The sequence below is a fragment of the Janthinobacterium sp. C22 genome (assembly GCF_057919405.1).
The window spans coordinates 1-23,278 of record NZ_CP193659.1 but is presented as its reverse complement, the minus strand read 5'-3'; the positions used below and the strand labels follow the sequence as shown (position 1 = coordinate 23,278).

The 23,278-nt window shown below is 65.3% G+C and carries 21 protein-coding genes and 1 pseudogene; 13 read left to right on the top strand and 9 right to left on the bottom strand.

All coding sequences use genetic code 11. The features are described from left to right. Positions 1 to 4: 4 nt before the first annotated feature. From ACRHIG_RS00110 to ACRHIG_RS00095, 4 genes are all read left to right on the top strand, one after another. Positions 5 to 130, top strand: coding sequence for a hypothetical protein (locus tag ACRHIG_RS00110; protein ID WP_489629027.1), 126 nt, complete (start codon positions 5 to 7; stop codon positions 128 to 130). Further along, on the top strand, positions 127 to 1,002 hold the full coding sequence (locus tag ACRHIG_RS00105) for a DUF4424 family protein (protein WP_489629026.1): 876 nt from the start codon (positions 127 to 129) through the stop codon (positions 1,000 to 1,002). Before ACRHIG_RS00110 ends, ACRHIG_RS00105 begins: the two co-directional genes overlap by 4 nt. Further along, on the top strand, positions 999 to 1,577 hold the full coding sequence (locus ACRHIG_RS00100) for a nucleotidyltransferase family protein (RefSeq protein ID WP_489629025.1): 579 nt from the start codon (positions 999 to 1,001) through the stop codon (positions 1,575 to 1,577). Before ACRHIG_RS00105 ends, ACRHIG_RS00100 begins: the two co-directional genes overlap by 4 nt. 65 nt (positions 1,578 to 1,642) lie before the next feature. After that, positions 1,643 to 2,452, top strand: coding sequence for a hypothetical protein (locus ACRHIG_RS00095; protein ID WP_489629024.1), 810 nt, complete (start codon positions 1,643 to 1,645; stop codon positions 2,450 to 2,452). 6 nt (positions 2,453 to 2,458) lie between these two features. Here the strand turns inward: ACRHIG_RS00095 and ACRHIG_RS00090 are convergent, their stop codons facing one another. Continuing rightward, positions 2,459 to 2,662 (bottom strand): hypothetical protein, encoded by a 204-nt coding sequence (locus tag ACRHIG_RS00090; RefSeq protein ID WP_489629023.1) that lies wholly within the window; start codon positions 2,660 to 2,662, stop codon positions 2,459 to 2,461. Positions 2,663 to 2,706: 44 nt separating this feature from the next. Between ACRHIG_RS00090 and ACRHIG_RS00085 the strand changes: the two genes are divergently transcribed. Beyond that, positions 2,707 to 2,919 (top strand): hypothetical protein, encoded by a 213-nt coding sequence (locus tag ACRHIG_RS00085; RefSeq protein ID WP_489629022.1) that lies wholly within the window; start codon positions 2,707 to 2,709, stop codon positions 2,917 to 2,919. Between the two features lie 328 nt (positions 2,920 to 3,247). On the opposite strand, the gene ACRHIG_RS00080 is transcribed toward ACRHIG_RS00085, so the two are convergent. Next, positions 3,248 to 3,523 carry a hypothetical protein gene (locus ACRHIG_RS00080; protein WP_489629021.1) on the bottom strand — a complete coding sequence of 92 codons (276 nt, stop codon included), beginning with the start codon at positions 3,521 to 3,523 and terminating at the stop codon, positions 3,248 to 3,250. A gap of 158 nt (positions 3,524 to 3,681) precedes the next feature. Here ACRHIG_RS00080 and ACRHIG_RS00075 point away from each other — a divergent pair, with 158 nt between their 5' ends. The 3 genes from ACRHIG_RS00075 to ACRHIG_RS00065 all read left to right on the top strand — a co-directional run bounded on the left by ACRHIG_RS00075 (position 3,682) and on the right by ACRHIG_RS00065 (position 6,296). Then, the gene (locus ACRHIG_RS00075) at positions 3,682 to 5,658 is read left to right on the top strand and encodes an alpha/beta hydrolase family protein (RefSeq protein WP_489629020.1); all 1,977 of its coding nucleotides are present in this window, start codon (positions 3,682 to 3,684) and stop codon (positions 5,656 to 5,658) included. 56 nt (positions 5,659 to 5,714) lie between these two features. Next, entirely contained in the window at positions 5,715 to 5,882 is a 168-nt protein-coding gene (locus ACRHIG_RS00070; protein WP_489629019.1) for a hypothetical protein, read from the top strand. Between the two features lie 174 nt (positions 5,883 to 6,056). Then, complete coding sequence (locus ACRHIG_RS00065; RefSeq protein WP_034753464.1) at positions 6,057 to 6,296, top strand: hypothetical protein; 240 nt, start codon at positions 6,057 to 6,059, stop codon at positions 6,294 to 6,296. A gap of 166 nt (positions 6,297 to 6,462) precedes the next feature. Here ACRHIG_RS00065 and ACRHIG_RS00060 read toward each other — a convergent pair whose 3' ends face one another. The 4 genes from ACRHIG_RS00060 to ACRHIG_RS00045 form a co-directional block, all read right to left on the bottom strand. Further along, complete coding sequence (locus tag ACRHIG_RS00060) at positions 6,463 to 10,533, bottom strand: translocation/assembly module TamB domain-containing protein (protein WP_489629018.1); 4,071 nt, start codon at positions 10,531 to 10,533, stop codon at positions 6,463 to 6,465. Further along, positions 10,419 to 10,808, bottom strand: a complete 390-nt coding sequence (locus tag ACRHIG_RS00055) for a hypothetical protein (protein WP_489629047.1) — start codon at positions 10,806 to 10,808, stop codon at positions 10,419 to 10,421. Before ACRHIG_RS00055 ends, ACRHIG_RS00060 begins: the two co-directional genes overlap by 115 nt. A gap of 76 nt (positions 10,809 to 10,884) precedes the next feature. Then, the gene (locus tag ACRHIG_RS00050; protein WP_489630903.1) at positions 10,885 to 12,495 is read right to left on the bottom strand and encodes an autotransporter assembly complex protein TamA; all 1,611 of its coding nucleotides are present in this window, start codon (positions 12,493 to 12,495) and stop codon (positions 10,885 to 10,887) included. Beyond that, the gene (locus tag ACRHIG_RS00045; RefSeq protein WP_489629016.1) at positions 12,393 to 12,767 is read right to left on the bottom strand and encodes a hypothetical protein; all 375 of its coding nucleotides are present in this window, start codon (positions 12,765 to 12,767) and stop codon (positions 12,393 to 12,395) included. The genes ACRHIG_RS00050 and ACRHIG_RS00045 overlap by 103 nt, the downstream gene beginning before the upstream one ends. Before the next feature lie 223 nt (positions 12,768 to 12,990). On the opposite strand from ACRHIG_RS00045, the gene queC reads away from it, so the two are divergent. Together queC and ACRHIG_RS00035 are read left to right on the top strand one after the other, a co-directional pair. Continuing rightward, on the top strand, positions 12,991 to 13,704 hold the full coding sequence (queC, locus tag ACRHIG_RS00040; RefSeq protein WP_475417182.1) for a 7-cyano-7-deazaguanine synthase QueC: 714 nt from the start codon (positions 12,991 to 12,993) through the stop codon (positions 13,702 to 13,704). Positions 13,705 to 13,781: 77 nt separating this feature from the next. After that, the gene (locus tag ACRHIG_RS00035; RefSeq protein WP_489629015.1) at positions 13,782 to 14,675 is read left to right on the top strand and encodes a sterol desaturase family protein; all 894 of its coding nucleotides are present in this window, start codon (positions 13,782 to 13,784) and stop codon (positions 14,673 to 14,675) included. An 8-nt stretch (positions 14,676 to 14,683) separates the two neighbouring features. Here ACRHIG_RS00035 and ACRHIG_RS00030 read toward each other — a convergent pair whose 3' ends face one another. Beyond that, entirely contained in the window at positions 14,684 to 15,367 is a 684-nt protein-coding gene (locus ACRHIG_RS00030) for a helix-turn-helix domain-containing protein (protein WP_489629014.1), read from the bottom strand. Between the two features lie 259 nt (positions 15,368 to 15,626). Between ACRHIG_RS00030 and ACRHIG_RS00025 the strand changes: the two genes are divergently transcribed. Then, complete coding sequence (locus ACRHIG_RS00025; protein ID WP_475417185.1) at positions 15,627 to 18,665, top strand: sensor domain-containing diguanylate cyclase; 3,039 nt, start codon at positions 15,627 to 15,629, stop codon at positions 18,663 to 18,665. Here the strand turns inward: ACRHIG_RS00025 and ACRHIG_RS00020 are convergent, their stop codons facing one another. Beyond that, a complete protein-coding gene (locus tag ACRHIG_RS00020; protein WP_489629013.1) occupies positions 18,666 to 19,040 on the bottom strand; it encodes a hypothetical protein in 375 nt (124 codons plus the stop codon). A gap of 212 nt (positions 19,041 to 19,252) precedes the next feature. On the opposite strand from ACRHIG_RS00020, the gene ACRHIG_RS00015 reads away from it, so the two are divergent. Then, complete coding sequence (locus ACRHIG_RS00015) at positions 19,253 to 19,483, top strand: hypothetical protein (RefSeq protein ID WP_475417187.1); 231 nt, start codon at positions 19,253 to 19,255, stop codon at positions 19,481 to 19,483. A 121-nt stretch (positions 19,484 to 19,604) separates the two neighbouring features. Beyond that, on the top strand, positions 19,605 to 20,114 hold the full coding sequence (locus tag ACRHIG_RS00010) for a hypothetical protein (RefSeq protein WP_070217754.1): 510 nt from the start codon (positions 19,605 to 19,607) through the stop codon (positions 20,112 to 20,114). Positions 20,115 to 20,291: 177 nt separating this feature from the next. Here the strand turns inward: ACRHIG_RS00010 and ACRHIG_RS00005 are convergent. Beyond that, positions 20,292 to 23,267 (bottom strand): annotated as a pseudogene (locus ACRHIG_RS00005) (efflux RND transporter permease subunit); the annotation flags it as partial. Positions 23,268 to 23,278: the final 11 nt, after the last annotated feature.

Sequence of the window (23,278 nt, the reverse complement as noted above, 5' to 3'; positions counted from 1 at the left end):
GGCCGTGCGCAAGCTCGTTCTGGCCGCGGCCCTGGCGCTGGCGTGTTCGGCGCCAGCCCTGGCCAACGACGGCATCGGTTCCGTCGGCGCGGGGGAATCCTGTTCGGCAAGACGGATGCAGTCGCCATGAAAAAGGAAGTGCTCAGCGTGAGCACGGACTTGATCAAGGTCGAGTACGAATTCCTCAATGAATCGGCGAAGGACGTGGAAGAGACGATCTTCTTTCCGCTGCCCGAATACTCTGCCGGCTACCATGGCTCGCCCACGTATTACGGCCAGCCGCAGCAGTTTACCGTCGATGTGGATGGCAAGCGCAAGGACTATACAACCACGTTCGTGGCCAAGCTCGACGCCGAGGACGTGACGGCCCGGCTGCGCCAGCTGGGGCTGTCCGACGCGCAGATCGCCTATTTCCCGTCGCACACGCCGTTCGACAAGAAGGTGGCGCCGCTGACGGCCGCGCAAAGCAAGATCATGATCAAGGAGGGCTTGCTGGCCCAGCTCTACGACGAGGAATGGGTGCCGGCCTGGACCGTGAAAGTCATCTACTTGTGGCAGCAGAAATTTCCCGCCGGTAAAGTCGTGCGCGTGCGCCATCAATATGCGCCGTTCGTCGCGGCCGGCCCCGGCGCTTCCTACCTGGGCGATGGCAACGAGTTCGAAAAGAAATACTGCGGCGACAAGGCCTTCTACAAGACGTGGAACCGCCTGGCGGCCCGGCAGGGCGAAAGCGGTTTCGTCAACGCCGTGTGGGTCTCGTACATTTTGACGACGGGCAACACCTGGAAGAATGGCATCGAGGATTTCACCTTGAACTTGATCAAAGGCAAACCGGACGAGCTGATCAGCCTGTGCTTCCCCGGCACGTTCACCAAAATCAATCCCACCACCTTGCAAGTCAAGCTGCGCAACTTCCGTCCGAAGCAGGATCTGGACGTGTACTTCGGCAATGTCGAAGGCACGGTGAGCAACGACGGGGTGGCGCCGCAGATCCGGCCGTGAGTGCGCAGGAAGCGCTGGCCGCGCGTCTGCGCGCCATCGCCGGCGCCACGCCGTGGTGCCGGCAGGCGCTGCAAGCCGTGGCGCAGCTGGGCTTGCCCCACTGCTGCATCGGCGCCGGCGCCGTGCGCAATCTTGTGTGGGATGCATTGCACGGCTACGCGCAACCGTCGGCATTGAGCGACGTCGACGTGGCGTATTTCGACGCGCACGATGTGCTTGCGGAAAGCGAGGTGCGGCTGCGCCAGCGCCTGGAAACGGCGCTGCCCGGCGTGCCATGGGAAGTGTGCAACCAGGCCCGGGTGCACCTGTGGTTCGAAGACGAGTTTGGCTACGCCGTGCCGCCCCTGCTGTCGCTCGATGACGCCATCGCTTCCTGGCCCGAGTTTGCCACCTCGGTCGGCATCTATCTGCAGCGCGACGGCGAGATCGGCATCGTCGCGCCGCACGGCCTCGACGACCTGTTCAATATGGTGGTGCGGCGCAACCCGGCGCGCATCAGTCCGGACGGCTATGCGCAGCGCCTGGCCGGCAAGGACTATCCGGCGCGCTGGCCGCGCGTCACCATCATCGCCTGATTGGATGCAGTATGGATACAGATTGCCTATAATTGCCGCTTATCCAATAGTGTTCGCCTGATCCCATGTCCCTGTCGATTTCCCCGCCGCTGCGCCGCATCGGCCGCTTGTTCTGCCTTTCCTCCGCCCTCGTGGCGCCCGCCGCCTGGGCCGACAGCTACAGCGATTTCCAGCAAGCCAGCGGCCAGCTGGAAGCGCGGATGGCCAAGGCGACGCCGCACAGCGGCTTGCCGCGCCTGGGCGAACCTGCCGTGGCACAGCTGTTTGCGCAGATCGCCGACGGTCCGCGCCTGTTCCAGGCGCCCGTCGCGGCGCTGCAGGACGTGAACGAGAGCGTGGCCGTGTGCGAGCAGGCCATGCGGCTGGGAAAAACATACTATGCGTTTGGCCTCGCATGGCCGTTGCCGCTGTCCGGCGCCGAACTGCAGCAGGCGCGCAAGGAACAAGTGACGCGGAACCTGGCCAATTATGGCGATGAAATGAGTACCTTGTTTGCTTTCAGCATGCATTGCCATGGCCATTTGATCGGGCTGATGGAGCGGGAATTCAGCGCCCAGCCGGCCGATGCGGTGAGCGGGCCCGAGCGTCTGCGCGCGCGGGCGTTCAGCAAGAACACGGCCGTTGTTTACACGAGCGTGGTGCAGTTCGTGCAGGTGCCGTTCTGGAGCGTGGCGCAAAAGAAGCGGATGCTGGAAGCGGCGGCGCAGCACGCCACGGCGAACGCGAATCTGATGGCGCCGCCCTTGCGCGAGCGCCTGCTGACCAGCCTGGCCGATGCGGACAAGGATCTCGATCCGGCCCTGGCGCCGGCGCTGGCGACGATACGCCAGGCGCTGTCGGCGACCAGTTGCGAAGGCCTGTGCCAGTACTACTGACCCGGCTTACTCTGCGGTTTGCAGGGGTTTGTTGCGCTGGCGCCAGCGCACCAGGCCCCACGCATACACGGCGTAGTAGCCGATGACGAGGCCGTAGGCGGCCATGGTCAGCGGGCTCTGGCCAAACGGCGGCGGCGGCACGGGCACGTCCAGGCGCGTGTTCAGGTAGATTTCCATGCCGCGGTACAGCAAGCGGGCGATGAACAGCATCGTGATGGCCAGGCCCAGGTAGCGGTGCTGGGTAAAAGAAATCCTTGCCGACTTGCTCGAAGCGCGTCAGCTTCAAGCCCAGCACACCGAGCCAGCCGCCGGCCAGCGCGGCCGCGCCCAGGCTGGACAGGGGCAGCAGCTCGAATTTCGTCGTCGTCGCCAGGAACAGCAGCAGTGCGGGAAAGGCGATCGCCACGCTCCAGTGCCGCCACAGCTGCGACTTCTGGCGCGCCACCAGTTTCTTCAGGCGCGAATAGATGCGCCAGACCAGCAGCGGGACCAGGAACAGCAGGGCGAGGGTAGTGGTTTCCATGTAGGCAATCGGGTACGGGTAAAACAGCGATTGTAAGCCAGATGGGGGCGGGCGGCGATGCTTGTCAAACAGCAAAAGTTGTTGGTTGACATTTACTTGGCATGAACGCACTATGCCCTGTCACAAAGCGCCGCCATGAGCGGTGCGGTGCGCTCGCTTGCTGTCATCACCTTCATACACTGGAGTTCCATGTCTACTCGTTTGCCTTTGCTTCCCCTCACTGTCGGCCTGATGGCCTCGTCTTCCCTGGCCATGGCGCAAGATGGCGCTTATCAAGCCCCGCCCGCGCCCCTGCAAGCCATCGTCGATGCGCCGCGCGCGCCGACACTGAGCCTGAGCCCGAAACGCAACCTGGCCGCCGTGCTGCCCACGCCCTCCTTGCCCAGCATAAGCGAAGTGGCGCAGCCGGAACTGAAGCTGGCGGGCTTGCGCATCAATCCGCGCACGTATTCGGCCAGCCGCTTCAGTTTCCACACGGGACTGGGCTTGCTCGACATCGATACGCAGAAGGAAATCAAGGTCAGCGGCTTGCCGGCGGCACCCCGCATCGCCGACCTGGCCTGGTCGCCTGACCAGCGCTACCTGGCCTTTACGCACATCGCCTTTGCCGATCCCGCCAGGGGCGTGAAGGAGTCGGGCGTGGAACTGTGGCTGCTCGACGTGCAGACGAAAGCGGCGCGCAAGCTGTCCAGCACCCCTGTCGGCCGTGTATGGCCGCGGCTTTTCCTGGATGCCGGACAGCAAGACCTTGCTGGTGCAGCTGAAGCCGGCCAAGCTGGGCGCGGCGCCCGTTGCCAGCGGTATCCCGACGGGCCCGTCCATCCAGGACAGCGTGCCGGGCGGCGGCGTCAAGCAATTGCGCACCTATCCCGACTTGCTGAAAAACGAACAGGATGCGCAGCTGTTCGAACACTACATCACCGTGCAGCTGGCCTTGCTGGACGTGGCGGGCAAGCAGCGCCTGGTCGGCCAGCCGGGCCAGTTCTCGCGCGTGTCGGCTTCGCCCGATGGCAAGCACCTGCTGACGACCAGCATCGTGCGTCCGTATTCCTACATCGTGCCGGCGCATGATTTCGCTCACAAGATCGACGTGCGCGACCTGAATGGCAAGGTGGAACACGCGGTGGCGGCCCTGCCGCTGGAGGAAGGGCTGCCGCCAGGTAATGATGCCGTGTCCGCCGGCGTGCGCTCCGTCAGCTGGCGCGTCGATGCGCCCGCCACCCTGGTGTGGGCCGAAGCGCAGGACGGCGGCGACCCGGCCAAGGCGGCCGAGATCCGCGACATCGTCTACACGCAGGCGGCGCCGTTCACGGCCAAGCCGGCCGTGCTGGCCAAGCTGGCTTCGCGCTACGCGGGCGTGGCCTGGGGCCGCGGCGACCTGGCGCTGCTCAGCGAAGCGTGGTACAAGACGCGCGCCGTCAAGCAATGGCGCATTGTGCCAGATCAACCCGCCGCCCCGGCCGACCTCGTGTACGCTGGATCGTTCGAGGATCGCTACAACGATCCGGGCCAGCCCGTCATGCGCGCGGACGCTGCCGGCTTGCCGCGCCTGCTCATCGCCGCTGACGGTTCCATCCTGCTCGACGGCCAAGGCGCATCGAAGGAGGGCGACCGCCCGTTCATCGACCGCCTGAACCTGGCGACGAAACAGAAGGAACGCCTGTTCCAGAGCGCCGCGCCCTACTATGAAAACGTGGTGGCCGTGCTGGACGAGGATGGCAGCCGTCTGCTGTCGACGCGCGAATCGCCGACCGAGCAGCCGAATTACTATGTGCGCAACCTGAAACAGCAGGGCGCGGCGCAATTGACGGCCCTCACGCATTTCCCCCATCCGCTGCCGCAACTGAAGGACGTGCAGAAAGAGCTGATCCGCTACAAGCGCGCCGACGGCGTGGACTTGACGGCGACATTGATGCTGCCGCCGAACTACGACGTCAAGCGCGACGGCCCGCTGCCGACCCTGATGTGGGCGTATCCGCAGGAATTCAAGACGGCCAGCGCCGCCAGCCAGACCAAGGGCTCGCCCTACAAATTCAATGCCGTCAGCTACTGGGGCCCGGCCGCCTTCCTGTCCATGGGTTACGCCGTGCTCGACAATCCATCGTTCCCCATCGTCGGCAACGGCGAACAGGAGCCGAACGACACCTATCTGCCGCAGCTGGTGGCCGATGCCGAGGCGGCCGTCGACGAAGTGGTGCGCCGGGGCGTGTCGGACCGCAACCGCATCGCCATCGGCGGCCACTCGTATGGCGCCTTCATGACGGGCAACCTGCTGGCGCACACGCGGCTGTTCCGCGCCGGCATCGCCCGCAGCGGCGCCTACAACCGCACCCTGACGCCGTTCGGCTTCCAGGCGGAAGAGCGCGCGTTCTGGCAGGCGCCGGCCGTCTACCAGGCCATGTCGCCGTTCAATTATGCGGACAAGATCAAGGATGCGCTGCTGATGATCCATGGCGAGCAGGACAACAACTCGGGCACCTTCCCCATCCAGAGCGAGCGCATGTTCCAGGCCGTCAAGGGACTGGGCGGCACGGCGCGCCTGGTGATGCTGCCGAACGAGAGCCACGGCTACCGCGCGCGCGAATCGATCATGCAGATGCTGTATGAAAGCAACAACTGGCTGGAGAAATATGTGAAGAACGCGGCGCCGCCAGCCGCCGACGTCAAGCCGGCCGGCAAATAAGGGCGGCGGCGCGCATCTCGTGGTATGGTCTTCCTTTGTCTGCAGGGAGGCCAGCCATGACCGTCATCCACGCCCACCGCGCGCCCGACCCGGCGCCCGTCGATGAACCCATGCCGGCGCCGGAGCCGCAAGAGGCGCCCGGGCGCCACCCGGGGCCCGTGCACCCGGTGCCGCAGGACGATCCCGTGCCGCACCCGCATCCTATGCTAAGTAACCCCCAATAAATTATTGTGATTTCTGACTTCCATAACCGGCGCTCTGCGGCGTTGCCCGCTGCTAGCAGTGCTCGCACTGCGTCGCAGCGGGCGCCTTGCATAGCATCCGGTTCTGTTCGTCATAAATTCACAATAATTTCCTGAGGATTGCTTAGTTAATCTCGTCAAGAAAGGCTGTTTTAGATGGCAATTGTCAAGGAAGTCTACACACGCAAAGTCAGCGGAGAATCGTTCGACTATGAACTCGATTACACCCAGGGCGCGGACGTGGCCTGGATTGCGCGCGTGTACCACGACGGCGTGCTGAAAGGCTCGCCGCACGGCGCGCTGACGGCCAATGTGCTGTCCGGTCCCGCGCTGGAGCAGTATCTGCGCGCGTATGTCGAAGGCATGATCGAGCGGGGGCTCGACGTGGCTGAGTAAGATCGCCTTTGCGGCAGATCAAGAAAAAGGGCGCCGAGGCGCCCTTTGTTGTTTCTGGTGGTGTCGGATGACGCGGCTGCGCCGCGAATCCGACCTACGTGGATGCACATGGGCCGTAGGTCGGATTAGCGGGGCCACGCCCCGCGTAATCCGACAGGCCGCCACTCTAATCAAACGCCCACGTATACAACACGTCCAGCGCATTGTTCGTGCCCGTCTGGAACTGCAAAGTGATGCGGCGGTTCAGTTTATAACGCAGCTTCACCAGGCTCGTCGCCGTGCTCGTGCCTTGCTCGAACGTCAGGTAGGCGCGCGACGACAGCCGCTTGCCGACGGTGACGACCGTGCTTTCCAGCCCTTGGGCCTGCGACAGGCCCACTTCATCGAGGCCCAGCGAATTGGCCAGCTTGCCCTGCAAGCCGCCGCCGGAGCCGCCGAAGAGGGCGCCTGCGGCCGTCGTCAGCAGGGCCATTTCGTCGCCGGCAGCCGTTTCCGCGCCGTGGCCGAGGATCAGCCAGGCCAGCTTGTCGCTGTCCGACACGCTGGGCGTGGACACCAGCTTGGCCGTCGGCGCCTGCGCCGTGCCGCGCACTTCCACGCCCGCTTCCACATTCGTTTCCGACAGCGCCTCGCCTTCGGGACGCTTGCGCACGGCCAGGATGTTCAGCGACGGATTGTCGTAGGCGCCCGTGAAGGCGATCAGGCCCCGCTCGATCGACAGCTTCTGTCCATACGCGGCGTACTGGCCGTTCGTGACCTTGATGCTGCCCGTCACGCGCGGCGCGGCGCGGTTGATGACGCGGGCGCGCACATTGCCCGCCAGATCCGCGTCGAGGCCCATGCCGCGCAGGTGGAAAGCGTTGCCCAGGTCAAACTCGAGATCGATATTCAGGGGCAGCGAAGGCGCTTCCTTGCCGCCCTTGACTTCCTTGCCCAGCACCACCACGTCGCTGCTTTGCGTGGGCGTATCCTGCGGCGCCAGCTCGATCAGCGCGCGGTTGGCCTTGAACTTGCCCTCGAAGCTGAAGCGCTTGTCATTGCGCACCAGGGTGCTGTTGCCCGACAGGACCAAAGTGCGGTCCGGGCGCGACAGCGCCTGCAGGCGGTCGGCCATCAGCTTCAGTTCCAGGCTTGCTTCGCCATTCGCAAAGCGTACCCAGCCATCTGCCTGCACCTTGCCGTCGCCGCCGTCAAAGCTCAAACGCTGCAATTGCAGCTGATCGCCGGCCAGCTTGGCTTGCAGCACGCCATTGCGCAATTTCAAGCCCTGGTCGGCCCAGTTCACCAGCAGCTTGCTGCCGTTGATGTCGCCATTCAATTGCGGCGCGCCGATGGTGCCGCTGCCGGACAGGGCCACCTTCAAGGCGCCGCCCAGTTCCAGGCCCGGCTGGCCCGTCAGCGGCGCCAGCCACGCCAACGAATCGATATTCGTGGTGCCCGTCATCGACAGGGCGCTGTCGTTGCTGATGCGTCCGTTCAGCATTTGCACGGTGGCATTGATATCGCTCTGGCCCGCGCGTGCGCCATCGAGTTTCACGGCCAGGCGCAGCTGCTGGTTGGCGACATCCACGCGGGCATCGAAGGTGCGCAAGCCCAGCGCCAGCGGCTGCTCCACGCCCACCGTCACGTCGCCTTTTTCGCGGTAGATGTGCAGCATGCCCGCCAGCGAGGGATCTTTCTGTTTCGCCGTCGGCACCTGCATGTCGAGCGACCATTGCGCGCCCAGGGTCAGGTCGCTGCGCGCATTCGCCTGCAGCGAGGGAATGACCTGCGCCAGATAGGTCAGGGCCACGCCGGCCGCCTGGCCGGAACTGGTCCACCGGGGGCCGTTCTTGACGAGGTTTTGCATGGTGATGCTGCCTGCCGGTAATTTGATGACGGTGTTGCCCACGCTGATCTGCTCGGGCTGGCCCAGGCCCGCCACGCCGCTGCCGGCCGGTCCTGCCACTTTCACGGGCACGGGCGCTTGCAGCACGAGCGCGTAGCGGCCCTTGTTTTGCAGGCTGTCGATGCTGCCCGTCCAGGCGGCGCCGCTCTGGCTGCCGCGGATTTGCACGGTGGCATCGAAATCGTCATTGCGCGCCGTCAAATTGACCGTATGGCTGCCGCGCGTGCCCGTCGTGCCCAGGCGGGCGCTGGCCAGCTTGAAGGTGGGCGTGGCGTAGCCCGTGATTTCCAGGCTGCTGACCATGGGGTCGAGTGCGCCCTGGCCGGCGCCCACGCTGGCGCTGCCTTTCACGGCTTTCAATTGCTGCTCGCCAAAGAAGGTCAGATCCTTGCCATCGAGGGTCAGCTGCGCGGCGGGCGCGTCCATCTTGCCCGAGACGGAACCGGCCGCATGCAGCACGCCGGCAAAATTGGGACCCAGGGTCGACAGTTGCGGCGCATCGAGTTTCCACGCCAGCTTGTCGGTGGCGCCGCCCAGCGCGCCCTTAGCCAGCAAGCTGTTCGGCCCCAGGCGCAGTTCCGTATCCACGCTGTCGATGCGTTTCGCGTTGGCCGACAGCTTGGCATAGCCGGCCAGCGGGGCGTTTTGCAGGGTCGATTCGCGCAAGGCCAGGTTGAGGGCCACTTGCCAGTCGCTGGTCAATCGGCCGCTGCCGTTGAAATCCGCATTCACGTTGCCGTTGGGCAGCGATGCGCCAAACGCGGCCGGGTTGATCTTTTGCAAGGAACCCGTCATTTTCAATTCCGCCTGCTGCTTCGGCCCCGTCAAGCCCACTTCGCCGCTGGCGTGGATGGCGCTGTCGGGCGCGGGGCGCTTGCCACTCGTTAAACCCAGTCCTTTTGCATCGGCCACAAAGCTCGTGCGCGGCTGCTGCAGGGTGCCCTGCACTACGCCGCTGGCCAGCACCGTACCCAGCAAGTCGCCCTGCAGGGCGGAAAGCTGGCGTGCATCGACATTCCAGTTGAGTTTTTCGCCGGCGCCGCCAAAGTTGCCCTTGGCCGTCACGTTGTTCTTTCCCAACGCCAATTGCACGTCGATGCCGCTGAAATGGGCCGCATCGGCCGTCAGCTTGCCCTTGCCGGACAAGGGCTGGTCGAGCAGCTTGCTGGGGCGCACGGTGAAGTCCGCGTTCGCCAGCCACTTGGGGGCCACGTGGCCGTTGGCGCGCACGTCGAGGTTCAGGTCGGCCATGGGGAAGGCGCCGAAGTCGGCGGGATTGAGGCGGCTGGTGCTGGCCACGGCCTTGAATGGCTGTTCGTCCTTCAGGCTGATCTGGCCCGTCGCGTTGACGCTGCTTTTGCCTGCCTGCAAGGTGGCCTTGCGCAGTTGCACGAGCGAGTCGGCCAGGGTGGCTTCCACATCCAGGCGCAGCTTGGCTTCGCCGAGCCTGGCGCGCAGGGTTTGCGTCTTGCCGTCGCTGTCGAGCACGATGTCACCGACGATCTTCGTGCTGTTGATGCTGCTGTAGATATGCTGCAAGTCGATCTTGTCCGTGTGCAAGGTCAGTTGCGCAGTGCCGATGGGGGCATCGACGGCATCGCGGTTGAGCTTGCCGCCGCCCGTGAATTTGCCCGCGTTGCCGAAATCGATGATGGCCGACTCCAGCGTCGTGGCCGTCAGGGTGCCGCCCAGGCGCGCTTCGAACTGGCGCAGCGGCAGCTTTTGCTGGTCGATGGGGCCCGGCGTGGCGTGGTTGAGGATGGCCAGCTTGCCCGACACCGTTTGCCTGGCCGGCCGGGTGTCGATGGCGGCATCGAGTTCCAGGCTCAGGTCCGCCTGCGGCAAGGTCGCGTCGAACTTGCCCGGATTGATGTTGCGGCCTTTGATGCTGGCCGAGCGCAGGATGATGACGGGGTCGAACGGCGCCAGCGCCAGCCGGGCATCGGCCGTGGCCGCGCCCGCGCTGCCCTTGGCCGTGACGTTGAGCACATTCAGGTCGCCGCCCAGCTGCAAGGCGAGGGCAGCCGGTTTTTCGCCGGCGGCAGGGTTGATCTGCGTCAAGCCCGCCTTGCCTGACAGTTTGAACGGCTGCGTGGCGGCGATCGTCGCGCTGGCCGTGGCCTGGCCGAACGGCGTCAGGGCCGAGGCGTCTTCCAGCTGCCATTGCGACTTGTCGCCCGACAAGGTGAAATGGATCTTTTCAAACACCGTGTTGCCGCCCGGGCTGATGAGGGTCACCTTGTCCAGGCGCGCGTCGGCAATGCCGATCTTGAATGGCGCGGCCAGGCTGGCGGGCATGGTCGACGGTTCGTCGGACGGCGCCGTGCTTTCCACGGACAGGCTGGCCACGTGCAGTTCGCTGATGGCGATGCCTTCCGAAAGAACTGGAACGGCGACCAGTTGATGTCGATGTTGTCGGCCGTGATGTGCTGCGTCTTGCTGCGGTAACTGAGGTGGCCCAGGTGCATGCGGTTGTACAGCGAGCCGGACACGCCCGACACCTGGATGTCGCCGCCGCTGGCGCTGGCCACTTTTTGCACCAGCATCTGCAAGGTCGATTCGCGGCCCAGGAACCAGAAGGCGCCGCCCAGCAGCATGGCCAGGCTGGCGACGGCGATCAGCACGTAGCGCACCCAGCGGTGCGGTTTTTCGCCGGCGGTGGCGGCGCGGCGTCGTGGGACTCGGTAGAAATATCGGACATCAGAAAGTGAATCCCAGAGAAAAGTGCAAACGGTAGGCGTGGACGGCGTGGCCATATGCCACGTCGACATTGATGGGGCCGACGGGACTCTTGTAGCGTCCGCCCAGGCCGTAGCCCGATTTCGGCGTCAGCGCCTTGACGGTATCGGCCGCGTTGCCGGCGTCGTAGAAGGCGGCGATGGCCCATTTCGGCTTGAACCAGTACTGGTACTCGGCGCTGGCGGTGGCCATGTAGCGCCCGCCGACGGTGGCGTCGCCTTCCTTGACGCCCAGTTCCTGGTAGGCATAGCCGCGCACCGACTGGTCGCCGCCCGCGCGGAACAGGTAGACGGCCGGCACGCCGCGCTTCTCTTTCGAGCCCAGCGCGCCCATTTCGCCGCGTAGGATGAGTTCGCCCTTTTCGCCCAGCGGACGGTAATACACGGCCTTGCCGGCGACGCGCACGAAGCGCTCGTCCGTCAGCACGGGCAGCAGCGCGCCGCCCACCTGCGCATTGATGACATAGCCCTTGGTGGGGAACAGCAGGCTGTCGAGGCTGCGCTTGGTGATGGCATAGGTCAGCGGCAAGCTCTTGCTGCGCGTCTGTTCCAGGCCCACCACCGTCTTGTCTTCGCTGAGGAACTCGAACGTCAGGCTGCGTTCGAGGTTGGTGCCGCCCCAGTTGCGCTTGGCCGAGATGGTGGTGACGGCCGTGATTTCATTGGAAATGTCGCTGCGCTCGAACGAGGCGCCCGCGCTGTCGTTGTAGCCGCGCTCGGTGGTCGGAAAGTAAAAATTGGCGTGCGCCGCCTGTTTCTTCGTTTCCATGGTGAGCGCGCTCTTGAAGCGCGTGCCCCATACGTTCAGGTTGTCATAGTTGAGCTGGGCACGGTTCCCCGTATTCGTACTGAAACCGAGACCGGCGCTGACGTTCTGCTGCTTGTTTTCCGTCACGCGCACCACCAGCGGCAGCAGCAGCGCGGGGCCGCGGTTGGCGGGCCTGGCTTCGGCGGCGGCACCATCGGCCTCGGCTTGCTGGCTTTCCTGGCCCGCCTCGATCTGCTCGCCCAGGATGCTGCTCATGTCGGCGCTCACTTCCACGCTGGCAAAGTAGCCCGTGTCCTGCAGGCGCGCCTGGAACGATTGCAGCGCCGACTCGCTGTAATAGTCGCCCGGGCGTATCTTGTCGAGGTTGCGGATGATGCTGGCGTCGTAGCGCTTCAAGCCTTCGATGCGCAGCTCGCCGAAGCGCAGCTCGGGGCCGCTGTCGAGCACGACCAGCAAGGACACCTTGTGCGTTTCCGGATCGACCACGGCTTGCGTATCGACCAGCTGGGCGCGCGGGTAGCGCGTCTGCACCACTTCGCGCAGCAGCGCGCGCTTGGCGGATTCCCATTCCGCCTGGCGGAACACGCTGCCCGTCTTCAGGGCCCAGCTACGTTTCAGGGCTTCCGTATCGTAGGGTTCGGAAGCGGCCAGCGGCGGCGTGGGATCGAAGCCGCGCAATTCCAGCTCGACCTTGTCGACGGTCACGGGCTGGCCCGGCTCGACGTCGACGATGACGACGGGTTTGGCGCCCGTCGTGTCGACGCGCACCGTGACGACGGGCGTGTAGTAGCCGGCCGTGGCGATGAGGTTTTTGGCTTGCTCGGGCGTATCGCGCACGAGGCGCTGCAATTGCTCGCGGTCCATGCGCGGGTTGCCGCGGAAGCGTTCCAGGTCCAGGTTTTTTCCAGCAACTCATCGAGGTCGCCGGGGGCGTTGACCTTGACCTCGTACTGCAGCGGGGCGGGTGCCGTTTCCGTGACGCTGGCGCTTTCCAGAGCAGCATCTTGCGCGGCCGCATGGGCGATGGGAAACAGCGAGATGACGCCGCCGGCGGCCGCCAGTGTCAGTTGACCCATTGCTTTTGTCACTACTTGTGCCAAAATTCGTGGTCGTATCGCCTTGCCGGCAGCCGTATGCCGTATGGGTCGTGCAGAAAACATGGTGCTCCAGATGAGTAAATGCTGACTGCATGTTACCGGAATAGGTAAACTGATGGCGGACGAATAAGTATTTTTTGCACTGGGAATCATGTTTCCCTGCGCACAATTGGAACAGAATCACACTGAAAAGAAAGAAATTATGCTAGCAACGGACTCCGCACTGGTGCTCTTTAGCGGTGGACAAGATTCCACCACCTGCCTGGCCTGGGCCCTGAAACACTATAGCCGCGTGGAAACCATCGGCTTTGACTATGGGCAGCGCCATGCGATCGAGCTGACCGTGCGTCCCGGCGTACTGGAACAGATGCGCCGGCAGTCGCCCGAGTGGGATAGCCGCCTGGGCCAGGACCACATGATCGACCTGTCGTTGATTTCCGCCATTTCCGATACGGCCATGACGCAGAACGTCGAGATCGTCATGCAGGAAAACGGCTTGCCGAACACCTTCGTGCCTGGACGCAACCTGCTGTTCATGACGGTGGCCGCCACCGTGGCCTACCGCCGCGGCTTGACGGTGCTGGTGGGCGGCATGTGCGAGACGGATTTCTCCGGCTACCCGGATTGCCGCGACGACACGATGAAGGCGCTGCAAGTGGCCCTGAACCTGGGCATGGATACGCGTTTGAAGCTGGAAACGCCGCTGATGTGGCTGGACAAGGCGCAAAGCTGGGACCTGGCGGAAGACCTGGGCGGCCAGCCGCTGGTCGACCTGATCCGCAGCGGCACGCATACGTGCTACCTGGGCGAGCGGGGCGAATTGCACGACTGGGGCTATGGCTGCGGCACCTGCCCCGCCTGCGCCCTGCGCGCGAACGGTTACCAGCAGTACGCGGCGCGCAAGGCGGCAATGTAGCAAGTTGCGCCGTTTCTTCAAGCGGCGCGGCAGGCGTGCAAGCGATGCTGTGGTTTTTGCCACAGGAGCGCCTTGCCATGACATCCTTCTTTGCCGCGCTGTACGGCCCCGTCTTTTGGGCCGGCTTCATCGGCGCCGCCAGTTGCCTGATCGCGGTGTGCCACTATTCCCTCTGGGTCTTGCCGCCCTTGCTGCTGCTGGCCCTGCTCACTTCCCTGCTTGCCGAACGCTACCTGCCGTATGACGGCGCGTGGAACCACGCGCACGGCGACGGCTGGCGCGACGCCGTGCATGCGCTCGTCAACGAGGCGCTGTACCTGCTGGGCCTGGTTGCCTTCCCCCTGCTGGCCGGACACCTGGCGCTGGGCGCATTCTGGCCGGACCAGCTGCCATTCTGGGCGCAGCTGCTGCTGGCCATCCTTATCGCCGACTGCGGCATCACGCTCGTGCATTACCTGAGCCACCATTATTACTTTCTGTGGAAACTGCATGCCGTGCACCACAGCGTGCGGCGCCTGTACGGTTTCAATGGCTGGATGAAACACCCGCTGCATCTGCTGCTGGAAGCGGCGGGCGGCATGCTGCCCTTATTGCTGCTGGGCATACCGGAGCCCGTCATGGCCGTGCTGGCGTTTGCCGTGGCCATCCAGCTGCTGTTGCAGCACGCGAACGTCGATATGCGCATGGGGCCGCTGCGCCACGTATTCGCCTGGGCGCCGCTGCACCGTTTTCACCACATGAAGTACGGCACGGCCGGCGACGTGAATTTCGGCCTGTTCTTTACCTGCTGGGATCGCCTGCTGGGCACGGCCTTCGACGCACCGGATTACCGCATGCGGGGCGAGGACCTGGGCATCGGCAGCCGTCCCGACTATCCCGTGGCCTACCTGCCGCAATTGATCGAACCGTTCCGCGCGGAAGAGGGCGTGCGCGCGCCCGAGCTGCCGGCCGGCTTGCGCAACGGGTCGTAGCCGGCAGGTCAATCGAGCAGCTTGACGTCGAGCTGGCGCAAGCTGCGGTCGGCGCGCACGCCGAACAGGCTGCGCATGGTGCGCGAAAAATGCGCCGCATCGGCAAAGCCGGCGCCGTGGGCCGCGTCCGTCAAGGTACTGCCGAGCAAGATAAAACGGATGGCCAGGCGCAAACGGCGCCACAGCACCAGCCGGCGCACGGGCAAGCCCAGCTGGGCGCTGAACAGGCGTTCCAGCTGGCTCAGCGACAAATGCGCGGCCCCGGCCACGGCGGCCGCGCTGACCTTGCCCGACAACAATATGTCGACCTGCTCCAGCGCGCGGCGCAAGCGGGGATCGGGCAAGGGCTCGCGCGGCTGGGCCCGCAATGCGGCGGCGATATGCTCCAGCGTGGGCGCGCCAGCCTGGGCGGCGGCCGCCAGCAAGGCTGCGCCACCCAGGCGCTGCGGCTCCGCATAGATGGTCAGCATGGGCGCCGGCGCGGTCACGATGGCGTGCGGGCGCAGGCTATCGACCAGCAAGTGCCGCGCCGTGTGGACGATGCCGTCGAGCTCTGCTGTGAAGGGCGCGCCCATGCTCAGCATCAACTGGTGCGCATAATGGGCGTGGCTGTCCGTGGCGCCCGCCGCGCCATGCAGGATGGCGAAGTCCGGCGCCAGCCAGAGTGTTCCCTGCCAGCTGTCTTGCTGCAAATGTGGCTCCTTGTTGATGGATTGCGGGGCGATCATACCAGCGGGCGCGAGATGGTTTTCATGGCATCGAATTTTCATGGAGTACGCATCATTGCATCGACGAAACATGTGCGCTTTTTAGCACAATATTCAGCATTGCAAGGGCGCCCGCTGTAACGTACTATCATTCTCATCGACTACCGATGGTAATCGTGCAGCCGCGGCCAGCCATGTTGCCGGCCGTGTCGCGGTTTGATGTCATTCTGCCTGTCAGCCTGCCATGCCTACACGCGCGTCTTTGTCGTGGTTTGCCCGGCCAGTGTCGCACTGGGTGGGACCGCGCGCCCTGGCCGCGCTGGTGCTGGCGCTGTGCCTGGGACTGACGTATGGCGCCTGGCGCAATGCCCACGACGCCAGCGAACAGCAGGTGCGGGCCGATTTCGATTTCCGCGTGCGCGAACTGGTGGGCAACATCGCCGGCCGCATGCAGACCTATATCCAGGTGCTGCACGGGGTGCAGGGACTGTATGCCAGTTCGCAGGAAGTCACGCGCCGCGAATTCCATGCTTATCTGGCGGTGCAGCAAGTCGACCGAAACTTTCCCGGCATCCACGGTATCGGCTATCTGCCGCTGTTGCCCGGCGCCGCCCTGGCGCGGCACGAGGCCAGCGTGCGCGCGGAGGGCTATCCCGGCTATGCCGTGCGCCCGCAAGGCCAGCGCGCCTGGCACGCGCCCATTACCTATCTGGAACCTTTGAGCGAGAGCAACCTGCTGGCCTTCGGTTATGACATCTGGTCCGAACCGGTGCGCCGCGCCGCGCTCGAGCAGGCGCGCGATACGGGCCAGGCCGCCATGACGGGCAAGATCCACCTGGTGCAAGATGGCGGCAGCGCCCAGGCGCATGGTTTCCTGATCGTGCTGCCCGTGTATGACAATGGCTTGCCGCATGCCGGCGTGGAGCAGCGGCGCGCCGCCTTGCGCGCCTGGGTGTTTGCGCCGTTCCGCATGGGCGACCTGATGGCGGGCGTGGGCGGCGAGGCGGCGCGCCAGCTGGACCTGGAAATCTATGACGGCGCGCAACTGGCCGAGGCGGCCCTGATGTATGACAGCTTGCCGGGCGCCTTGTCGTCCGCCGCGTCGGACAGCCTGGTGTCGCGGCAGGCGATCACCATCGCCGGCCGCGCCTGGACCTTGCGCGTGCGCGCCATGCCGGGCTTCGATGGCGAGGTGCTGGCGCGGCCCCGCCTGGTGGCCTGGGCCGGCTTGCTGGCCAGCATCGTGCTGGCGCTGGCGGCCTGGCTGCTGGCGGCGGGCCGCGCCCGCGCCCAGGCGGCGCTGGCGCGCTCGAGCGAGCTGACTGCGCAGCTGGAGCAGGGGCAGGCGAGCGTGCTGGCGATGGCCGAGGCAGCGCAGCGCAGCCAGGCCATGCTGCGCAGCATCCTCGATTCGACCATCGACGGCATTCTGGTCGACAACATCAATGGCCGCATCTTCACCTCGAACCGGCGCTTCCGCGACCTGTGGCAAGTGCCCGACGCGCTCGACTGGCAAGCCGATGGCGCGGCGCTGGTGCGCCATGTGGAAAGCCAGCTGGAGCAGGCGGCGCCGTTCCTCGGGGCACGCGCCCACGCGCCGCACGGCCACCGCGAGCGGCGCGACGTGCTGCACCTGCGCGATGGACGGGTGGTCGAACAATATGTGCGCAGCATGCAGCTGGGCAATGAGCAGGCGCGCTTGTGGACCTTCCGCGATATCAGCGAGCGCAGCCAGATGGAGCGGCGCGAGCATACGCGGCGGCAAGTGCTGGAAATGCTGGCCACGGGCGCGCCGCTGGAGCGGGTGCTGGAAAGCGTGGTGCTGAGCGTGCAAGCGGACCATCCGGCCATGCTGTGCAGCATCTTGCTGCTCGATGAAAGCCGCCACCGCCTGGTGCTGGGCGCGGCGCCGAGCTTGCCCGCGTTCTTCAACCTGTCCAGCCATGGGCATGACCTCGACACGCTGCAGGGCGTGCATGGCATCGCCGCGCAAGCCGTGCGCGACGGCCAGCGCGTGATCGTCGGCGACCTGCATGCCGAGGCGCAGGAAACGATGGAACTGGCGTGCCGGGCCCAGCTGCAATCGTGCTGGGCCGAGCCCGTGCGTGGCGGCTCGGGCAAGCTGCTGGGCGTGCTGATGGCGTATCACCGCCAGCCGACGCTACCGGGTGCGGCGCATCTGGCGCGGCTGAGCGAGGCGGCGCACCTGGCCGGCATGGCCATCGAACAGGCGCAGGTGGCGCTGGCCCTGCGCGCCGGCGAAGCGCGTTTCCGCAGCCTGTACGACCATGCGCCCGTGGCCCTGTGGGAACAGGACTGGTCGGCCGTGCGCGCCGCGCTCGATGCTCTCGAGCAAGCGGGCGTGCGCGACCTGGGCGCCCATTTCCAGACCAATCCGGACGCGCTGCAGCGGCTGGCGGGGCTGGTGCGCATCATCGATGCGAACGGCGCCGCGCTGGCGCAGGTGCGTGCCAACGAGGACGACCAGCGCCGCGGCGCGCTGAGCCTGGCACAGAATTTCGATGACAGCGCCTTGCCCCGTTTCGGCGATGCGCTGCTGGCGCTGGCTGGCGGCGCCCACCTGTACGAGTGCGAAAGCAGCTTCGTGCGTCTCGACGGCGCGGCGCGGCAAAATGAATTGAGCTTGCTGGTGATGCCCGGTCATGCGGACAGCCTGGACTTTGTCATGGTGTCCTCGCTCGACATCACCGAGCGCAAGCGCATGAACGCGGAACTGCTGCAGCTGGCCACCACGGATTTCCTGACCGGCTTGCCGAACCGGCGCCACTTCATGGCGTCGCTGGAAAACGAGCATGCCCGCCTGCAGCGCGAGCTGGCCAGCTGCGCCAGCGTGCTGATGCTCGACATCGATCACTTCAAGCGCGTCAACGACGAGTACGGCCACGCCGTGGGCGATGCCGTGCTGCGTCACCTGGGCGCGCTGATGTGCCAGGCGCTGCGCAAGGTCGACGTGCCGGGCCGCGTGGGCGGCGAGGAATTCGCCATCTTGCTGCCGGGCACGGATCTGCCGGCGGCGGCCGTGTTTGCCGAACGGCTGCGCCGGCGCGTGGCGGAAAGTTCGCTGACCATCGATGGCGGCATTGTGCTCACCATCACGGTGAGCATCGGCATGGCCGCCATGGCCGGCACCGATGCCGATTGCGACGCCGTGCTGGCGCGCGCCGACGAGGCGCTGTACCGGGCCAAGCGGGGTGGGCGCAACCGCATCGAGCAGAATGACGGCGGCGGTGACGGCGTGCTCAGCAAGTTCATGGCGCAGTGATTACAGGCTGTGCTGATGCGTCTGCGCCTGCTTGCGGTTGCGGCTGACGATCAGCCAGACGATGGCGACGGGAATCAAGAGCGGCAGCAGCACGGGCGTGCTCAGCGCCAGTGCCAGCGCCACGCACAGGGCCACCACGGCGATCAGCACCACGCCCACGCCGGCCAGGACCACGCCCGTGACGACGGCGGCGCACACCAGCGCAATGGCGGCGATCAGCAAGCCGCCGCCGGCAAACACCAGGCCGAACAGCCACTCCAGCGGACCGTCGATCTCGTCGCCGTTGAGCTGCATGTGCATGTCCGCGGCGCCGATCTTGTCGAGGAACAGGCAGGCAAGCATGACGATGAGGACGAAGGTGAGCAATTTTTTCATGGTAAGCCTCGCTGTGTGGGGGATGGGGTGTTGCATGGTCACACTGTAGGGGCGCGCCCCGCTTGCCGCCAGCGGCGTGCGACAGGCCGTCATTTTCACGGTATGGAAGGCGCTGGAGGCCGGAAAAACGCTGATGTATAACAAGATTTCTTTTCTTGTAATGTGCGCAAGCCGTCCTATACTGATTACCTCAGTCCCGCAAGGAGGGCAACATGTTTGCAGATACCGGGGATCAATCGCTATCCCTTTCCCGCCATCGAACCACGCGCCAGCGTAGCGCCCCGCAGTCCTGCGCCGAGCCCGTCGGCGCGCCATCGGCGATACCGCCGATCATCATCACCCCGTTCAATTACCATGCACCGCTGCCGGCCATCGACCCGCGCTGGGTGCCGCCCGGTCCGCCGCTGACCTGGCCCAACCGGCCTGCCATGTCCATGTGCTGACAGTTGCCCGGGAAGGTGCCGGAAGGAAGTGGTGAAGGTTCACCGTTGCCGCCGGCAAGGCGGCACGGGCGGGCGTTTTCGACTATCATGCTAGCCCCGACCTTCCATCACGAGCACCGCCATGAGTACCGATTTTCCCGACTTTTCCGACGAATCCGCCGAGCAGGACAATGACGCCCCGATCCAGGAGCCGCGCCTGTGGGTAGGCAATGGCTGGACGGCGCGCGTGATCAAGAACGAGGAAGATGAAGGCTGGGCCGTGGCCATGATCAAGGATGGCGAACCGGAGCCGGCCCTCGTGGGACCGTGGACCATGGGCCGCGACAAGAAAAACCCGAAGCCGCTCGACGTCAACGCCTTCAATACCCTGGTCAAGACGGCGTCCGAGGTGCTGCGCCGCCACGAGCAGCAGCTGCACGCGCAACTGCACAAGAACCTGTTCGTCGCCACCGACGAGGGGCAGATCAAGGTGATGTTCGACATCGTGCCCGACGAAGACCACCCGTACGCTGAACTGAGCGCCTACGACGCCGACGGCGAACAGATCGCCAAGGTGCGCACCTCGGCCGCGTTCAAGTTCAATGCCACGTCCGCGGCGAACTGGATCGAAGGCGGCTACCGCCGGCCGTAAGCTGCATATTGTTGGCGCCGATGCTGGTGTCGGATGACGCTCCTTCGGAGCTAATCCGACCTACGTCCGCCACCCATGGACAGGTAGGTCGGATCAGGCCTGAAAGGCCGTCATCCGACATTGCTACCAGCGTCAACAATGCGTCGGATGACGCGCTTGCGACCTCGGCGGCCCCCGCTAATCCGACCTGCCTCTTACGGCATACGCCAGCCGGTACAGCAATGGCAGCACCAGCAGCGTCAATGCCGTCGACGATAAAATGCCGCCGATCACCACGGTGGCCAGCGGACGCTGCACTTCAGCGCCCGTGCCCGTGGCAATGGCCATCGGCACGAAGCCCAGCGACGCCACCAGCGCCGTCATCAAGACGGGCCGCAGGCGCGTAATCGCCCTCGCGTATCGCATCCTGCAAGGGGATGCCCTGTTCGCGCAGCTGGCGGATGTAGGCGATCATCACCAGGCCGTTGAGCACGGCCACGCCGGACAGGGCGATGAAGCCCACGGCCGCCGAAATCGACATGGGAATGTCGCGCAGCCACAGGGCGACGATGCCGCCCGTCAAGGCGAACGGGATGCCGCTGAAGACCAATAAGCCATCTTTCACATTGCCGAACATGGCAAACAGCAGGACGAAGACGAGCGCCAGCGCCACGGGCACCACCAGTTCCAGGCGCTTGGTGGCCGACTGCAATTGCTCGAACTGGCCGCCCCAGCTGGTCCAGTAGCCGGCCGGGATGGCTACTTGTGCCTGCAGCTGCTGCGTGGCGTCGGCCACGAACGAGCCGATATCGCGCCCGCGCACGTTGGCGCTGATGACGATGCGGCGCTTGCCGTCTTCGCGGCTGATCTGGTTCGGTCCCGGCGCCACCTGCAGGCTGGCCACTTCGCCGAGCGGAATGAAGCGTGCGCGGCCTTCCGCCGCCGCGCCCAGGGGCAGGGCGATGGGCAGGCGTTTGAGTTGCTCCAGGTCGCTGCGCAGGCTGTCGGGCAGGCGCACGACGATGTCGAAGCGGCGGTCGCCCTGGAACAGGGTGCCGGCCTCCTGCCCGCCGATGGCCGTGGCGATCGCCGCCTGCACGTCGGCAATGTTGAGACCGTAGCGGGCCGTCTGCTCGCGGTCGATCTGCACCGTCAGCATCGGCAGCCCCGTCGTCTGCTCGACTTTTACCTCTGTCGCGCCCGGTATCTTGCCCAGCACGCCCGCGATCTTCGCCGCCGTGCTGTCGAGGACAAGCATGTCGTCGCCGAACAGTTTCACGGCCACGTCGCTGCGCACGCCGGAAATCAGTTCATTGAAGCGCAGCTGGATCGGTTGCGAAAACTCGTAGTTATTGCCCGGCAAGCTCGTGGCCGTGGCTTCGATTTCCGCCAGCAATTGCTCGCGCGACTTCTTCGGTTCTGGCCATGCGTCGCGGGGTTTCAGCATGATGTAGCCATCGGAAATATTCGGCGGCATGGGGTCGGAGGCGATCTCGGCCGTTCCCGTACGGGCGAACACGCGCGCGATTTCCTTGTGGTTTGCCATCAGCTTGCTTTCCAGTTGCTGCTGCATGGCCAGCGATTGCGTCAAGCTGGTGCCGGGGATGCGCAGGGCCTGGATGGCGATGTCGCCCTCGTTCAGGCTGGGCACGAATTCGCTGCCCATGCGCGTGGCCAGCAAGCCCGACAGCACGACGGCTACCGCCGCGCCCGTCAACACGACGGGCGTGTTGCGCATCACCTTGTCCAGCAGCGGCGCATACCAGCGCTTGGCGGCGCGCATGATGGCGTTTTCCTTCTCCGCCACCTTGTCGCCGATAAACAGCGCCACGGCGGCCGGGATGAAGGTGATCGACAGCAGCATGGCGCCCAGCAGGGCGATCACCACCGTCAGGGCCATCGGCGTAAACATGCGGCCCTCCACGCCCGTCAGCGCGAAGATGGGCAGGTACACGACCATGATGATCAGCTGGCCATATAGCAGGGGCCGGCGCGCTTCTTGCGATGCGGCAAACACTTCCTGAAAACGCTCCTGCAAGGTCAAGGGCCGTCCCAGTTTCTGCTGCGCATGGGCCAGGCGGCGCACGCAGTTTTCCACGATGACCACGGCGCCATCGATGATGATGCCGAAATCGAGCGCCCCCAGACTCATCAGGTTGGCGCTCACATGGTATTGCACCATGCCCGTAAACGTGAACAGCATGGCCAGCGGTATCACCATGGCCGTGATGACGGCCGCGCGGATATTGCCGAGGAATAAGAACAGGATGGCGATCACCAGTACCGCGCCTTCCAGCAGGTTTTTCTTCACCGTATTGATGGCCTTGTCGACGAGTACCGTGCGGTCATACACGGTGACGGCGTGCACGCCTTTGGGCAGGCTGCGGTTGATTTCCACCATCTTTTTATCCACGGCTTGCGACACGGCGCGGCTGTTCTGTCCGATCAGCATGAAGACGGTGCCGAGCACCACTTCGCGGCCGTTTTCCGTGGCCGCGCCCGTGCGCAGCTCGCGCCCCAGCACGACGTCGGCCACGTCGCGGATGCGGATGGCCACGCCCTGCACATTGGCGACGACGATGTTGCCGAGATCGTCCTTGGACGCCACCTGGCCCGGCGCGCGTATCAGCAGCTGCTCGCCCTGCCGTTCGATGTAGCCGGCGCCCACGTTGCTGTTGTTGCGCTCGAGCGCCGTCACCACGTCTTGCAGGCTGATGCCGTAGGCGGCCAGCTTTTCCGGATACGGCGCCACCTGGTATTGCTTGGCGTAACCGCCGATGGCATTGATTTCCGTAACACCCGTGACATTGCGCAACTGCGGCTTGATGATCCAGTCCTGGATTTCGCGCAAGTCCGTCGGCGTGTACGGCGTGCCGTCCGGCTTTTCGCGCCTTCCTGCGTTTCCACCGTCCACAAATAGATTTCACCGAGGCCCGTGGAGACGGGGCCCATCTTCGGCGTGATGCCAGCCGGCAAGCTTTCCTTCGCTTCCTGCAAGCGCTCGTTGATCATCTGGCGGGCAAAATAGATGTCCGTGCCATCCTTGAAGATCACGGTCACTTGCGACAGGCCATAGCGCGACAGCGAGCGCGTCTGTTCCAGGTTGGGCAAGCCGGCCATGGCCGTCTCGATGGGGAAGGTGACCCTCTGCTCGGTTTCCAGCGGCGAATAGCCGGCGGACTGGG